Annotated in this window: 15 protein-coding genes and 1 pseudogene; 8 read left to right on the forward strand and 8 right to left on the reverse strand. The window is 42.1% G+C overall.

Annotated elements, in window-relative coordinates; genetic code table 11:
* A pseudogene (locus tag H6F42_RS17165) lies at positions 1 to 207 on the reverse strand (ISKra4 family transposase); the annotation flags it as partial.
* A gap of 70 nt (positions 208 to 277) precedes the next feature.
* On the opposite strand from H6F42_RS17165, the gene H6F42_RS17170 reads away from it, so the two are divergent.
* The 6 genes from H6F42_RS17170 to H6F42_RS17195 all read left to right on the forward strand — a co-directional run bounded on the left by H6F42_RS17170 (position 278) and on the right by H6F42_RS17195 (position 4,624).
* Complete coding sequence (locus tag H6F42_RS17170) at positions 278 to 667, forward strand: hypothetical protein (protein ID WP_190400597.1); 390 nt, start codon at positions 278 to 280, stop codon at positions 665 to 667.
* On the forward strand, positions 639 to 1,031 hold the full coding sequence (locus H6F42_RS17175) for a hypothetical protein (RefSeq protein WP_190400598.1): 393 nt from the start codon (positions 639 to 641) through the stop codon (positions 1,029 to 1,031). Before H6F42_RS17170 ends, H6F42_RS17175 begins: the two co-directional genes overlap by 29 nt.
* A 49-nt stretch (positions 1,032 to 1,080) precedes the next feature.
* Positions 1,081 to 2,067, forward strand: coding sequence for a chlorophyll synthase ChlG (gene chlG, locus H6F42_RS17180; RefSeq protein ID WP_190400599.1), 987 nt, complete (start codon positions 1,081 to 1,083; stop codon positions 2,065 to 2,067).
* A gap of 198 nt (positions 2,068 to 2,265) precedes the next feature.
* Entirely contained in the window at positions 2,266 to 3,540 is a 1,275-nt protein-coding gene (locus tag H6F42_RS17185) for an efflux RND transporter periplasmic adaptor subunit (protein WP_242018494.1), read from the forward strand.
* Positions 3,541 to 3,609: 69 nt separating this feature from the next.
* Positions 3,610 to 4,317 carry an energy-coupling factor ABC transporter permease gene (locus H6F42_RS17190; protein WP_190400600.1) on the forward strand — a complete coding sequence of 236 codons (708 nt, stop codon included), beginning with the start codon at positions 3,610 to 3,612 and terminating at the stop codon, positions 4,315 to 4,317.
* Entirely contained in the window at positions 4,310 to 4,624 is a 315-nt protein-coding gene (locus H6F42_RS17195; protein WP_190400601.1) for a PDGLE domain-containing protein, read from the forward strand. Before H6F42_RS17190 ends, H6F42_RS17195 begins: the two co-directional genes overlap by 8 nt.
* A 95-nt stretch (positions 4,625 to 4,719) precedes the next feature.
* On the opposite strand, the gene H6F42_RS17200 is transcribed toward H6F42_RS17195, so the two are convergent.
* From H6F42_RS17200 to H6F42_RS17215, 4 genes are all read right to left on the reverse strand, one after another.
* Complete coding sequence (locus H6F42_RS17200) at positions 4,720 to 5,124, reverse strand: VOC family protein (RefSeq protein WP_190400602.1); 405 nt, start codon at positions 5,122 to 5,124, stop codon at positions 4,720 to 4,722.
* A 2-nt stretch (positions 5,125 to 5,126) separates the two neighbouring features.
* Positions 5,127 to 6,635 (reverse strand): folate/biopterin family MFS transporter, encoded by a 1,509-nt coding sequence (locus H6F42_RS17205; RefSeq protein ID WP_190400603.1) that lies wholly within the window; start codon positions 6,633 to 6,635, stop codon positions 5,127 to 5,129.
* A 224-nt stretch (positions 6,636 to 6,859) separates the two neighbouring features.
* Complete coding sequence (locus H6F42_RS17210) at positions 6,860 to 7,855, reverse strand: NAD(P)/FAD-dependent oxidoreductase (RefSeq protein WP_190400604.1); 996 nt, start codon at positions 7,853 to 7,855, stop codon at positions 6,860 to 6,862.
* An 83-nt stretch (positions 7,856 to 7,938) separates the two neighbouring features.
* Positions 7,939 to 8,511 (reverse strand): peroxiredoxin, encoded by a 573-nt coding sequence (locus tag H6F42_RS17215; protein WP_190400605.1) that lies wholly within the window; start codon positions 8,509 to 8,511, stop codon positions 7,939 to 7,941.
* A 466-nt stretch (positions 8,512 to 8,977) separates the two neighbouring features.
* Here H6F42_RS17215 and H6F42_RS17220 point away from each other — a divergent pair, with 466 nt between their 5' ends.
* On the forward strand, positions 8,978 to 9,400 hold the full coding sequence (locus tag H6F42_RS17220; protein WP_190400606.1) for a Fur family transcriptional regulator: 423 nt from the start codon (positions 8,978 to 8,980) through the stop codon (positions 9,398 to 9,400).
* 101 nt (positions 9,401 to 9,501) lie between these two features.
* Here H6F42_RS17220 and H6F42_RS17225 read toward each other — a convergent pair whose 3' ends face one another.
* The 3 genes from H6F42_RS17225 to H6F42_RS17235 all read right to left on the reverse strand — a co-directional run bounded on the left by H6F42_RS17225 (position 9,502) and on the right by H6F42_RS17235 (position 13,149).
* Entirely contained in the window at positions 9,502 to 10,053 is a 552-nt protein-coding gene (locus tag H6F42_RS17225) for a general stress protein (protein ID WP_190400607.1), read from the reverse strand.
* Positions 10,054 to 10,186: 133 nt separating this feature from the next.
* Entirely contained in the window at positions 10,187 to 11,419 is a 1,233-nt protein-coding gene (locus tag H6F42_RS17230; RefSeq protein WP_190400608.1) for an FAD-dependent oxidoreductase, read from the reverse strand.
* Positions 11,420 to 11,592: 173 nt separating this feature from the next.
* Entirely contained in the window at positions 11,593 to 13,149 is a 1,557-nt protein-coding gene (locus tag H6F42_RS17235) for an NAD(P)/FAD-dependent oxidoreductase (RefSeq protein WP_190400609.1), read from the reverse strand.
* Between the two features lie 506 nt (positions 13,150 to 13,655).
* Between H6F42_RS17235 and H6F42_RS17240 the strand changes: the two genes are divergently transcribed.
* Positions 13,656 to 14,276 (forward strand): hypothetical protein, encoded by a 621-nt coding sequence (locus H6F42_RS17240; RefSeq protein WP_190400610.1) that lies wholly within the window; start codon positions 13,656 to 13,658, stop codon positions 14,274 to 14,276.
* Positions 14,277 to 14,625: the final 349 nt, after the last annotated feature.

Here is a 14,625-nt window from a genome sequence, read left to right on the forward strand (position 1 = left end):
CTTTTCCTGCTTTTGTCCCACTGCTTTTTTCGACAAAAAAATTCCCACCTTTGGACTCACGTTCTCCAACATTTGCTCTCTCACGGCTATTTCTATGCCTTCTAGCGTTTTCAATTGCTCTGCATCTTTGGCTTCTGCATCCCGATATAGGATTTCTGCTATCTCTCTGGTGCAGGCTTCGAGTCTTCCTCTTTCTTCTGGTGTCATTTGCTTGGTCTGGATAACTTTTTTCTATTTTATCTCTCTTTTCTCCTAAGTATTTCTACTCAGTGCCTAATTGAGATGCTCCCAGGTACATCCTTCACTTCAACTAGATTTCTTAACTACTCTTGGTAACTATGCTAGTCAAGGAGTTATTTTCAATACGCATAGTATTGGTCTAGCAAGAGCAAGTGCCGAGCAAATTTATGTAGTTCGTAAAGTAGATAAATATAAAGGCAGTGAAATAATTGAATTTGATAGCATAAAAAGCTCAAAATATTTATCAGAATTTCTTGGCGAGTTAAGTTTTTCTGCATACCGAGAATTTGGCTTTAATAAAGTTCTTCTTGTTGAAGGAGTAACAGAAGTTAAGGCAATTCAACAATTTTTGCGTAAGTTTGGGAAAGATCATGAAATTCTTTTGCTGCCTCTAGGTGGTGGTAGCCTCATCAACGCAAATTTTTAGAGATGAGCTACAAGAGGTAAAACGTATTTCAGATGATATATACGCATTAGTTGATAGTGAAAAAAGTTTTCCAGAGGAATCTTTATGTCCCAGAATACAAGGATTTGCAGATATGTGTGAAGAAATTGGTGTTAAATGTCATGTGCTTGAGTATCGAGCTACTAAAAATTATTTTCCAGATCATGTTGTTAAGGCAGTTAAAGGAGATAGTTTTTCTGCATTAGCTCCTTACGAAAACCTCAAAAATAGAACTCAATTTGGATGGAGTAAAGCAGATAACTGGCGAATGGCTAAAGAAATGACTAATGAAGAGTTGTTAGAAACTGATCTCGGTAGATTTATTAAACAGTTAATTGCTGAATAGATCTGCCTAAAAGCTATAATCAACCGCAAGTCTATAAATTTTTGTAAATATGTCCTCTCCAACCCCTGACGTACCAGCGAGCGAGTCTCGCGAAGCCCGTACCCGCCAAATGCTCGGAATGAAAGGTGCGGACATTAAAGAAGCTTCGATCTGGAAGATCCGCTTGCAACTGATGAAACCGATTACATGGATACCCCTGATGTGGGGCGTACTCTGCGGCGCAGCTTCCTCTGGTGAATTTATCTGGTCGATTGAAAATGTGTTTCGATCGCTACTTTGTATGCTCATGTCAGGTCCCCTACTAACAGGCTATACCCAGACGATTAATGATTACTACGATCGCGAGATTGACGCAATTAACGAGCCTTACCGTCCGATTCCATCGGGAGCCATTCCCCTCAATCAAGTCATTGCTCAGATTTGGATTTTGTTGCTCGGCGGCATTGCAGTAGCGGCGATCCTTGATATCACGGCAGGTCATGCCGACTTTATCATGACAAAATTAGCGTTAGGCGGCTCCTTTGTTGCCTATATCTACTCTGCGCCACCTTTAAAACTCAAGCAAAATGGTTGGCTGGGTAACTATGCCCTTGGAGCAAGTTATATTGCGCTTCCTTGGTGGGCGGGTCACGCGCTCTATGGACATCTCAACTGGACAGTCGTAGCCGTGACTTTGTTCTATAGCCTTGCAGGTTTAGGGATTGCGGTGGTTAACGACTTTAAAAGCGTTGAAGGCGATCGCGAATTGGGATTGAAATCCTTGCCTGTAATGTTTGGAGTCCAGAAAGCAGCATTACTATCAGCAACGGCGATCGATGTCTTCCAAATTGGGATTGCTGTTTATTTAGTCACTGTCGGAGAGCAATTATTAGCCAGTTTGATTGTGCTATTAGTGATTCCGCAAATTACATTCCAAGATATGTATTTCCTCCGCGATCCCCTTAAGAACGATGTCAAATATCAAGCTAGCGCTCAGCCATTTCTGGTGATTGGGATGCTAGTCGCGGGTATTGCCATGGGACACGCAGGTATTTAGAGAAGCAAAGCTTTGTCTCCCTGCCGAAGGCAATGAGACAAAGCTTTGCTTGAAAAGGGCGATAAGAGTGTTCTATGCAGACCTTCTTATCCAAAACTTTTAGAAATAGCACCTACAGGGTGATTTAGAGATGATGAATATTGTTTATGATCCAGATTTAAAACGTACCGATACGTCAAAGAGAATTTGCGAATATTCATGATGAAACTTCCCTTCCCAAATAAGCGATCGCCACTCGCTTTTAACCCTAAATCATCGAATAGAGCATTAAGTGCTTTAATTAGCGTGTTGCTAGTTTCTTGCTCTGGAAATGCTCCACAGGCTGGCGGTGTGCGTGCTATTCCTGTCCCAATCGCTGCGGTAGACTCTGGAACAGTCACAGATAGTTCTGATTACGTCGCAAATTTACAATCTCGACAATCAGTGACGCTCCAACCAAGGGTTGATGGCTATATTCAAGAAATTTATGTTAAAGCAGGCGATCGCGTAGAAGCAGGTGCGCCAATTCTCCGAATTGATCCAGCTAAACAACAGGCTGCCGTCCAACAATCGGTTGCGGCTGTAGCAACTTCGCAGGCTGACTTTGAAAGTGCTAGAGCTACGCTTGCTCAGTTACAAGCCTCTAAAGAATCAACCCTATCTAGCCTTGATTTCAATCAAAAAGAATATAAACGCTATTCTGATTTGACATCTCAGGGAGCGATCGCGCGGCAAAAGCTCGATGAAGTCGCCAATAACTTGAGAAATGCAAGGGCTGAGCTAGGTAAAATCGAGGCGCAAATTTCCGCCCAAGAAGCGAGCATTAATAGCGCCGCAACTCGCATTGAAGCTTCTCGTGCTGGCGCTATTCAACAGGAAGTACAGTTAGACTTTTATACTGTTACTGCTCCATTCACAGGAATTGTCGGTGACATTCCCATTAAGGTTGGGGATAATGTCAGCAGTACTACGCAGTTAACGACCATTACTCAAAATCAGGTTTTAGAGGTACAGATTGCTGTACCTCTAGAAAGTGCGCCCAAACTGAAAATTGGTATGCCTGTGGAGTTGCTAGATAATCAGGATAAGGCGATCGTCAATGGAAAAGTTGCGTTTATCTCTCCTAATATTGATGCTCAAACTCAATCGGTCTTAGTCAAAGCCGCTTTTAATAATGGTAATAATCAACTTAAGGCAAATCAATTTGTGAGAGCGAGATTGATTTGGTCTTCCCGTTCAGGGGTTTTAGTACCCACTTCCGCGATCTCTCGATTAGGTGGACAAGACTTTATATTTGTAGCTGAAGAATCTACTACAAATGGAAATAAGCAATTAATTGCCAATCAAAAGGCAGTTAAATTAGGAAAAATCACGGGCAATAAACAGGAAGTATTAGAAGGGCTAAAGCCTAATGACAAGATCGTTGTAGCTGGTATTCTCCAATTACGCAATGGAGTAGAGATCGCCCAACTTCCAGAAGCTCCTAAGAAGTAACCCTACAACACTTTTTGATTAAATTGGCTAGCAATAAAGCATAATTATGCTAGTTGTTCAACATATTTTATGCTTGCCTTGCCTATATATCTAGCCATGCATATTCCCGATGGCTACTTGAGTTTACCAGTAAGCTTAGCAACAGGATGTGTGGCGATCGCCCTAATTGCTCTTTCCCTTAATCGGGTGCAGGCGGAATATAAAGAACGCGCTGTTCCCTTAATGGGCGTAAGTGCGGCGTTCATCTTTGCAGCACAAATGGTAAATTTCCCAATTATTGGCGGCACGTCAGGGCATTTGATGGGCGGAACTCTTGCAGGCATTTTGTTGGGCCCTTGGGCGGGATCGTTGGTGATGGCAGTGGTTTTTATTGTTCAATCTGTAATGTTTCAGGATGGGGGACTAACAGCATTGGGCGCAAATATCACGATTATGGGATTAATTGGAACCTTTGGAGGCTATTATCTTTATCGATTTTTGAGAAATCTCTTTGGCAAAAATACTTGGTTCGGTATGAGCATAGGAACAGCGATCGCTTCATGGTCGAGTGTCGTGGTTGCATCAGCAGTATGTGCGCTCTTACTGGATCTATCGGATACTGTGCCTTTATCGGTGGGACTAACGGCTATGCTGTCATGGCACTTGATGATTGGTATTGGCGAGGCTTTGATCACTTTATCGGTGACTAACTTTATCTGGAAAACCCGTCCTGAGCTAATCTACAGTACGGTAAGTCAAGACTTGGCAAATATTTCTGTCAATCAAGATGATGAATAAAAATCAAATTTTGATATTAACAGGCTTGGCTTTGGCGCTAAGTATTGCTGCTTTTATGTCACCTTTTGCCAGTAAAGATCCTGACGGCTTAGATCGTGTTTCTAAGGATTTAAAATTTGAAGAAAAATCGACGACAGAACCTCTAAATAAGAAGCTTCCATTTTCACAAATTTTCGATGAATATTCTTTAAAATCCATTCCCCATGAAAGGGCGGCGACAGGATTAGCAGGTGTGACGGGAACTTTAGTGGTTTTTGGCTTAGCGTGGGGAATTGGCAAAATTGCTATCAAAAAATCATCGAAATAGTAAGTAGGTAGGCATAATTAAATATAGAACCCAAACAAGCTGATTCGCCCGCGAAGCGGGCGAATCAGCTTGTTTGGGTTCTATGAGGCACTGATTTAGTTGTCCGTCGATGCAGTTGAAGACTGCACAATTTCCAGAAGATTATCGTCAGGATCGCTCAAAAATAAAATTCTCTGTCCCCACGGCATCACTCGCGGTGGCGCAATCATATTTACTGGATAAAGAGACTGCCGATCGCTTAGTTCTTGATAGACCTGATCGAGATTTTCGACACTCATCGATAGGAGAAAGGGATTGCCACTAATCTTCTGCTCGCCCCGATCACCAAAGAGTTTGGGCAACCAAGCCCGATCATAAAGTCCTATTTTTAGCTTGCCACTATAGCCCTCGGCACTATCGGGCTTAGCAGGCTTGTCAAATCGAAACCCTAACACATCGCGATAAAAAATCAGCGATCGCTCTACATTCGTAACAAATAAAGCGATGTAATCAATTTCCATCCCTACTGATTCTCTTGCAAGAGAACTTCAGGGCGATCGCCAGCTAGATCATTCTTTAATCCAGTTACCTCAACCGAAGACGCTTCGGCTAAAACTGGGGTTTGAGTAGGCGACGAAAAGTTGTTTTTCTCGTCAGGCAACCATTTTAAAAAGGGTAGAGGCAACAGGCTACTAATATTGGCAATCACAATCAATAACCACAGATTATCAAAATTAGATTCGGTGACCCCGAACACACGGGTCATCACGGCCCCTAATTGAAATGAGCATAGAGCCGAAATATTTAGTACCGACATCAGCAAAGCAAACAGAGTTGCTTCGATTCCTTCAGGACATAGCCTTGCTGCTAAAACTAATACAGGCATAAACGCGATCCGTCCTGCAACGGTCAAAATCAAGCTATCACCAAGGCTAAACCAGCGATCGTCAATACCGATCGCTCTATTGAGGTGGGTGACTAGTAGCAAACTAGTCAGCCCTAAAACTGTGGAAATAATTGTTGTCCAAAAGAAAATTTTGCGCGTGGGTACACTTTTAAAAAATCGCTGAAATAGCCATACGCCTAGTAACCCCGCCCAACTTGCAAAAAATCTAACTGTCCCTAAAAATTCGGGATTGAAGTTTAATTCATTAGTAGTGAAATAGAAAAAAGCCGTATCCGAGCTAGGCGTGGCTTGCCAAATAAATAGAAAGGCAGTGGGCAACCAAATCGCTTTATTGGTAAAGGCTTTACGCAATTGCTCAAAGTTAAACTTTAAGGACATCCATAACTGTGAATTGCGGGATAAAACCTCAGAATTAGCCAATTCAGAATTAGCTAATTCAGGATTAGTAGATTCAGAGTTTGTAGGCGTAGCCGCAGGATCAGCACTAGGCGCAACGATATAAACCATTGACATAGGCGGATCGGCGATCGCAAAGGCAGAGATGCCCACCAAAAGCGGCAAAAACGCCGTAATCTCAAATACAAATTTTGCGCCAAAATGCTCTAATAAATAGCCACTCAAATAAGCGGATATAATCGCCCCCACCGAGGAGGCAATCCAGCTAAAGGACTGCAAAGATCCCGCATCTCCCTCTGGCTCTAAGCGAGCGCGTTGCACAATTAGGGCATCCGTAATCGCATCAGAACAGGCTAGCGATAGTGAACCTGCGGCAATCATCGCGATCGCCCAGAATGGTGTGGATACCCACAGCCCCATGCTAAGCCATGCGAATATGCCCAAAATGCTTGATAGTAATAGATAGGGGCGACGACGGTAACCAAATATCGGAAAGCCATCGGACACCAAACCATAAAGAGGTTTAATTGTCCAAGGCAACATGGTGATACCAACTAGAGAAGCAACTTCCGCAGGGCTTAACCCTAAATCATCTTTAAGGAAAAAACTTACAGCAAGTTGTGAGATTGCCATCGCACCTTGCACAAAATAAATTACCGCGATCGCCCCCAACTCTAGGTCAAATGAGCGTCTCCTCAAGCTTTTGAGCCATTCTGATTGAATTAGCACGATACAATTGCCCAAATGTTAAGAAAATTTAATCTAATATATTTTATTCTTTATCCAGAAAAACAGTTTACACATCTCTTAGCTATTTACATCGCTTTGCGCCCAAACCCAAGCCAATAAATTGGTTAAAAGTGTTGCTTAGTAACACTTTTAACCAATTTATTGGAATTCGTCTGCTCGGAAAGTACTATAAACAGAAAGTCCCGCTTAGCGGGACTTTCTGTTTATAGTACTTTGATATTTTCTTCCCACTTGCGAGGTGGGCTAGCCCGACGGATATTGCGCCAGATCTGTGTTGCGGCTAAAGTCCCATCAGCGACAGCGATCGATACTTGATTCAAGCCCTTCTTCAAATCACCAAGGGCAAAAATGCGATCGTGGCTAGTCTTGCACATATCATTAGTCACTAGGTTCTGCCCATCATATTCCAGACCTGCGATCCCCTTAAGGTATTGACTATGGTAAATCGAACCCATACCCACTAAACCTGTGGTCGCCTCCACAATTGTGCCATCGGTAAGTTCTACGCCACTAAGATGATGATTTTCACCATGAAACTTAGCGATCGGGGCTTCATACAATGGATAGCCATGCTCTGCAAGCTTCTGTTTTGTTTTATCGCTGACTTCACATAATCCATGGGTCAAAACGGAAATATAAGGAGTAAACCAGTTCAGAACGAAGGCTGCACCAATTTGTCCTTCGGTATTTGCAATCAAAACTGCTTTCTGATCCCACATATCAAAACCATCGCAGATCATGCAGACATGAAGCGTATAACCTGCATAATCATAGACATTTTGCATATCTTCCAATTGGGGCAAATTGTCGATAATTCCTGAAGCGGCAATTAAATACTTACTACGAAATACGGGATAAACACTATTCTGCTTACCAACTTTTACCTTCACCGCAAAGGTTTCACCTTCATCGACGACATCTTCCACATAGCCGCGCAAATGATCGGCTCCCCAATCTACCGCAGTCTTAGTACCATGATTGAGAATATCTCGCCCGGGGGTAGTGGGGTCGAGTCCAACATAATTACGCAAATCCTGCATCCACAGCGATCGCCCTTTGCCTTTCTCAACAATTAAGCACTTCAACCCATAACGAGCTAAATAGATCGCCGCCGATAGTCCGCCCATACCGCCGCCCACCACGATCGCATCGTAGACAGTATCAAGCCGCTCATTTAGATTTTTGCTAGAGAGTTTCATAGCCACCCCTCATTCAAATTGCTTTTTAAATTATGTTAATGCAATTAGGGAAGGGCGTTTCGCGCACTTCCCTAACTTAGTGATTAGCCTTCAAACGCTAAGCGAGGAGTAGATACGCCAGCAGGGGCAGATCCCTTCAGATAAGCCAACATAGTGTCCGCATCCGATACTTCAAATGGGTCGCTAGGTGCATTGTCAGAGAAGCCAGCTTCGACAAAGATTTTTTCGATCTTGCTGTCATTTACGAACATGGAATAGCGCCAAGAGCGAAGACCAAAACCAATATTTGACTTATCAACAAGCATTCCCATCTTGCGGGTAAATTCGCCCGAACCATCAGGTAGTAAGAATACATTCTTAGCACCGATTTCTTTACCCCATTTGAACATAACGAAAGCATCGTTAACAGAAATACAGATAACTGCATCAACGCCTAGAGCTTTAAATTCTTCATAAAGCTCTTCGTAACGAGGTAGGTGATTGGAGGAACAGGTAGGTGTAAACGCTCCAGGCAAAGAGAAAACTACTACTTTTTTACCAGCAAAGAGATCTTGAGTGGTTTTGTCTTCCCAACGGTAAGGATTAGGTCCTTCAACGGACTCATCACGCACACGAGTCTTAAAAACAACGTTTGGTACGGTTTCGATAACTGCCATATTTTTCTTTGGTGTCAAAAGTTTTGTATAAGCAAATTTGTTCAAAGACCCATTAATACAGCAAACTTGTTGGAGTTTGCACTGGGCTGGTCTGAACATATTTAAGAATAATTCTTATTTAGAAATTAGTCAATAGCTAGAATTACTCAATTATTTTAAAAAGTTTAATATAGTTGTAGTTCCTATATGGAGATGCTATGATTTTAAATCAATTAATTAATATGTAATTAACGTGACTTCCAGCCAAAGTCCTTGAAAAAATAAATAAAAAATAAATATAGCGGTGGTCACTTGTAGGAGGACAAATCAAAAACCAAGAAGCGAGTGGCGGCGCGAAGCGCTGTGAATCGTCTTCTAGTCTTGTACAAGCTATATAGTGGCTGAGAAGTGTTCTTTTAAGGTTAAAAGCTTCTGTCTAGAGAGTCTCTTTAAGAAACAAAGACAGAATTAGTCGAGGAAAATCATTATGCAAAAGCAAGCAGATCGGATCGTACAAACATTGAAAGCTAAGGGGTTGCGAGTTACACCTCAGCGTTTTGCCGTCTATACAAACCTCCTGATGCGTCACGATCACCCCACCGCCGAACAAATTTTGAGTGACTTAAATCAAGATGCCCCAACTTCCTCGCAAGCCACTGTGTATTTGTCGCTGCAAACTCTTCGGGATGCAGGCTTAGTGCGTGAGGTGTTACTGGAGCAAGGGGTATGTCGCTATGATGCCAAGGTAGAACCCCATCACCACTTTCGCTGTAAATGTTGTGGCGAGATCGAAGATATTGCGTGGGAGGCTTTTGATCAGTTAGGGCTGCGCCAAGTTCGATCAGGTTTAAAAATTGATAGTTACGAAGTGATTGTGACGGGGATGTGCGATCGCTGCAATACTCCATAAGTGCTTGCGCAAACCAAAACCCGTAAAGTTGCGCCCATAGGGGCGCAACTTTACGGGTTTTGGTTTGTTGAATATGGCGACCTGAGAGAAGTTTGTTTTAATTAATTGTTATCGTAAATACCCCATTCCTGCACAGCGTAACGTTTGAAGATTACCTCAGCTTGGAGAATCTCTGGCTCAGAACCATCAACCATCACCAAGTAATCACCTTGATCTAGGCGATCGCAATACTCCTTGGCACGATCTTGGGGAATGCCCAGACCGACCAACGCACCAATCAACCCACCTGCGGCTGCCCCGATCGCCCCACCCGTTAAAGTCGTCGCCAAAGTCGTCGCGGTAGCCCCCGCTAACATGATAGGACCAATTCCAGGGATTGCCACCAATCCCAAGCCGACTAACAAGCCTGTGAAACTGCCAACTGCACCGATCGAAGCCGCACCTGTAGCCGCACCTTCGCCTACCTTATTATCCAGATCACTGATATTTTCGCTCGGCGAAATCCCAGCCAGATCAGAATTGCGATCAATATGATTACCGATGATCGAAATTTGATCCATATTAAATCCACTGTCCCTTAACTCATGCAGAGCACCTTTGGCTTCTTGAGGATTAGAGAATGTCCCTGTAGCACGCTTATTTTGTCCACTCACAATCTTCTACTCCGCCATTAGTTTACTCAATGCCTACTCTGACACCTTGATGTCATAAATCATGTATAAGTAGCTGGGCATAATTAATTACAAACCAAAAACCGTAAAGTTGCGCCCCTACGGAGCCGCAACTTTACGGTTTTTGGTAATCTACGCCAACCAGTTCCGCAACTCGATAGGCTGAGGCGATCGCCCCCTCATGCAACCCATCTCCCAGATATGAGCCTACATGATAAGTATTATTTTCTCCATTAGTAGCTACGACTTCCTCTCGGTAGCGAAAAGCATCCGTTGTATATAGAGGAGTGTGATGCTTTTGGATGTGAATAAAGCGATCGCGAGCAATTAACTGCTCTAACTGATAAGACAGGAAATATTTTTGGGATGAGGAAATATGGCAAAGCTGATTTAGACAACTGTTATAGCCCCAATGGGTATCCGTTTGAAAGAAATCAAATTCTGAGGGATGTTTGATGCCATAGCGATCGTAAATGGAATCATCTTTATGGACTATGCTTTCCACATGATTAGCTTGCCAATGGGAAAATCGTTTAATTTCCGAGGCATTGGGATTGGCTAAGAGGGCTATAACTTGATCGGGTGGTGTGGCGAATACAACTTTATCAAATTCCTGAACTTCGCCAATAGAGTGGAAAATCTTTATGGAATTTAGGCTTCTCACAATGCGATCAACTTCCACATTTAGCAAAATCTTTCCCTTAAATTGGGTCAAGATTTTTTCAATATAGGAATAAACTCCGCCTTGAATTCGCAACCATTTGACCGCCACATCATCTCGTAAAACAGGCATCGCTAATTCTGCTGGAAAATCATCAATCATCTCCAAAGGCATAGAGTAGCTATACATCACTAGCAACTTTAGCCAAGTATTGTGAGTACAGAGGCGTTTTAAATATTTTGATAATGGTTGATTATAGAAATCTTTTTTAGTGGCAAATCTTATTCTTAGCCATAATTTTATGGAACGAGCATAGAGAGTATCAAGGCGTAAATAGGCGATGAGATAACGAATACCTGTAAAGTTTTTCTGAATGGTGACTTTGGATAAATAATGACTTCCATTTTTAAAAAACATTGCCGAACCAACGTCAACAGGTTGTAATTCTACTTCTAACTCTTGCATCAGCGCTAAGAAGTTATGAAATACAGTAGGAAATTCGATTACACCACATTCTAGAATCTCTTGGCAATCAGATTGGTTTGGTTGCACATTCTTGTTCAATGTCCGAATATGTCCACCTAAACTCGCTTGTCGCTCAAAAATAGTAACTTGATGTCCCTGTTTATCGAGGAGGTAGGCTGTAGCCATGCCACTCGCGCCACCGCCAATAATCGCGATTTTCATAGTAGGATTCTCCATTAATAAATATAGATAGCGAATCTGCCCTCATCCCCCAGCCCCTTCTCCCCTCTTGGGAGAAGGGGAGTAAGAGACGTTTTTGGATTTTTCTTATTCCCCTCTCCCTCTTTGGGAGAGGGGCTAGGGGTGAGGGTCTTAAAACTTTCTGCGTAAGATTTTTAATGGCTTTTTGGATTTGGGCGATCGCCTAAAATCACATCACCTGATAATCGTTGATACAGCAAAGCGCCTGTCCAAATCGTTGGAGCAAAACCGGGATAGCCAGATGAGGCATTACAAAAATAGAACTGCTTGAGGGAAGTTTCGTGATTTAAGCGTCCTAGCCCCATATTTCGAGGAGTCAAACTAGAACCATAGGAATTACCATTGGGACACCAGCAAAATCTCTCATTGGTAGTCGGGCTGCCCGTAATATGAAAAACCAGATGTTCTCTAAAGTTTGGTATATATTTTTCTTCCACCACATTAAGAATGGAATCGAAAATCTCCTGCTTTTTGAGTTTATAAGCTTGGCGATCGCGCACTTGTAATTGCTTGAAGTAGTCATAATTTGCCACCGTAAGAAATTCAACGATCTGGCTGTCTTCGGGGCAATCACCGCTTGAATCTGTCAGTAAAGTGGGAGTAGTGATCGCAAAACTAGGATTAGAAAAGTCATGGCGATCGTACATTTGGGCAAAGGCTTCATTAAGATTTTGATGCCCCGTATGGAAGAGATTCCATTTACCAAAGCCATAGTCTCGCAGGTCAATATCTTTAACCACACAATAAGCCATGTAGTTAGATACCGAATATTCATAGTCGAGTTTTCGGCGCACTGCTTTAGAGAATTGTGCCTCACCAATCATCTTGGCAGCTTTTTTAGGATCGATATTGCAAATCACCGTATCGCCAACAAACTCCTCTGTTTGATGAGTTAGAAGATTCATCGCCTCAACTCCCGTCACCGTTCTATCTGTCACGCTAAAGTTGGTAACTTCATGATTTAGGAGTACTTGCCCTCCGTTGGATTCAATCACCTTAACCAATGAGTTAATCACATGCTCAAAATGCTGAGTGGGGTAATATGCTCCTGCTTGGTAGCCTCGAAATAACACCACCCATGCATAGAAAGAGAGTTGGTTGGGCGGCAATAAAAAATCTAGCCATTGTAGAGCTAGTAAAGTTTGCGCGGCTTGCGGAAGTTGAAACTTATTAAATACATCTTGCAGCGTGCTATTGAGATATTGCACCGTAGAAAATACTTCGATTGGATGTTTTAGTAATTCTATGGGATTAAGTGGAGGAGATAGTTTTTTTAAGCCTTGCCCAGTCTGTTCTACTTCGTTTACAAATTGGCGGAGGCGATCGCTTGATTCTGGAAATAGTACAGATAAACGCTGAATTAATTCTTCTGGATCTGAGGGAATATCCATTGCGTATTCGGGCATTCGCATATGATCAAAGCCTTGAGGATCGTAACTTTCAAAGGTAACTTCTTTCTCTAACCCTAATTTTTTTAGCACCCGATTCACGGTTTGTCCTTCACCACAGTCCCAGACATAGTGAAATTGGGCATTAAACTTATATTTTTTTGCCATCGTAAAGGTATGCCCAAACCCACCAGCATATTCATGAGCTTCAATGATTTGGACAGTTTTGCCTGAGTGCGCCATCAAAGCTCCAAAAGTCAATGCTGACAGACCACTACCCACTATCAAGTAATCAGTTTTCATATAAAGTAGCCCCAATCATAAAAGCTTTAAATAATTTTTTTATTTACAAATCTCTATCTATAGCAATGCAAGTTTTGATTAGGACATAAAACCCAAAAGATGAATGGCGACGTGAAGCGTCGCCACTCATCTTTTGGATTGTGATTTGCTCTAACTCAAGCATTGCTATAGTGTCGCTTATTTATTTCAAAATAATTAAGAAGTATTTTCTATAGTTACTTTGATAGATTAATGTTTGGTTTGTTGAATGATTTGATTGATTACGACTTAAAACTTCTCACTTTCTTTCGAGTGAATAATGTCTATTTTTGCAGGAAGAAAACAAACATATTTGCAGTGAAGTAAAAACTGGTTTTCGAGCAATATCTGTCTTAAACTCCAACATTAATACGTTTTGTAATGTAGTCAATCAACTAAATTATTAAATCAATCGTAGATCTTTATATAGTAATGAAGTCAAGAGGAAAAGCTCACCTAATCGAATACAAATTTGGAGATTTTAACTCATGCAAAAACTAATTCTTAGTTTCTTAATTACTGGCTTTTCGATCGCGATCGCCGCAACTACAGCCGTAACCTCTATCGAAGCTCAATCTACTGATGAATATTTAGACAGCACTTCGCCTCAAGTAATCGAAAAGATTGATGGTAATATTGTTACCTTCAAAAATGTATCAGGAGAGTCCCACAATTACTATGTCCCTAGTTGGATGTTTTCTAAATATAATCTTCAAGTGGGCACTTCCGCAAACCTCTACAATCGCAATATAGTTCAAGGAATCTATCGCGATCGTTATATTGAAGGGACTTCCTCCAGCTTGATGAATGGGGATTCTTTCGCTCTCAACGATTCTCGTAGCGATTGCCTAATTTCTCAACGCTACGGAACTGAAGACTTGTCGTCAGGCAAACGAGTTTGGTTTAAAACAAAGGACTGTCCATCGACTATTCCTATCGTAGGTTCCATGTCATTTTTTCAACCTAAGACCGTCTCTTCTGTAGTTCCAGATGATAGCAGTGCATCTCTTCCTTCCAATTCTTCTACAATACCCATCTCAACCCCCACATCAATTCCCGACTCCACCCAACCTCCTATTGAACAGATGCCTGTTCAAGGACTATGGTAATAGCTTCGCCGCACCACTAATTATTCGGTGGCAAGAGAGTAGTTAAGCATAATTAGCCTTAAAACCCAAAAAGCTGTGTCACTCGCTACACGAGTGACACAGCTTTTTGGGTGGTTGTATATTGAAAGGGTTATATCCCCGCCGAAGGCGGCAGGGTTATTTCAAGAAAGGTTAGGAGGAACCAGAAAAAGGCTAGTGACAGACGTAGAGGTATTTTGTAATAATTTAATCTAATCAAGTTAAATAAGCCAGAAAATGAGTAATAGTCTAGTTGATTATCTCAAAGAGATACCAGATCCGCGCAAGGCAAAAGGAAGGCGAGATGAATTATGGCAAATCCTGCTGATAG

The sequence above is a fragment of the Pseudanabaena sp. FACHB-1998 genome, from assembly GCF_014696355.1.
Classification (GTDB): Bacteria; Cyanobacteriota; Cyanobacteriia; order Pseudanabaenales; family Pseudanabaenaceae; genus Pseudanabaena.